The 804-nt window shown below is 72.3% G+C and carries 1 protein-coding gene; it reads right to left on the bottom strand.

Annotated elements, in window-relative coordinates; all coding sequences use genetic code 11:
• The coding region (locus CCL05_RS43605) for a hypothetical protein (RefSeq protein WP_086565931.1) at window positions 1–614 on the bottom strand (614 nt) is incomplete at its 3' end.
• Window positions 615–804 lie beyond the last annotated feature (190 nt).

Raw genomic sequence — 804 nt, 5'->3', positions numbered from 1 at the left:
CGCTGGATGAGCACCACGGCGTCCGGCTCACCCCCGTCGATCGGCCCGCCGTCCTCGATGCCGAAGCGGTAGTCGTTCGACTGCCCGACCCAGTCGCCGTCGTCGTCGTGCCGCTGCACCACGGCGGCGTTGACGGTGACGTTGTTCGGTACGGCGTCCGAGGTGACCGCGAGCCGCACCTTCACGGAGACGGTCTTCCCGGGCCCGACGGTGAACCCGGCGAAGCGGTCCTGGTCGTCGGCGAACGCCCCGATGAGCTCGTCCTCATCACTCTTCTCGAACCGCACGGGGTGCGCCCGCGCCCCCTCGAAGAACTCCAGCCGGGGCTGCGAGGGCCCCAGCGCCCGCTTGTCGTCGACGAGCACGACGACCGGATGGATTCCGGTGCACGGCCGGTCGGTCGTGTTGGTCAGATCGACGTACCAGGTCCCGAATCCGCCCCCGGCCTCGTAGGCGCCGGGCCCGCCGTGGATGCGGGTGGTGAGCGGGAAGGTGTGGTCGTCGGGCGCGGCACAGGCGGGCGCCGGCTCGTCCGCGTACGCCGGACGGGCCCCGGTGAGCAGAACGGCGGCTGCCGCCGCGAGACAGAGGTGAGCGGGCGTGCAGAGTCGCATGGAGATGTGACCTTGCCGGATGGAGCCGTTGGCTAGCCGACGTCGCCGGGAACGCCCCCGAACGGCGGCGCGAATCCGCCCGGTCGGCGGACACCTGAGCCGACCGAGCAGGCTTCTCAGCGGCGTCCCAGCGCCGGCACACCCTTCAGCCGACCCCCCGCCCGAACACCGGCCCCAGCACCAGCTGAGC

It is taken from the genome of Streptomyces africanus (assembly GCF_002150735.1).
GTDB lineage: Bacteria > Actinomycetota > Actinomycetes > Streptomycetales > Streptomycetaceae > Streptomyces > Streptomyces africanus.
This window is presented reverse-complemented; position numbering and strand designations above follow the sequence as displayed.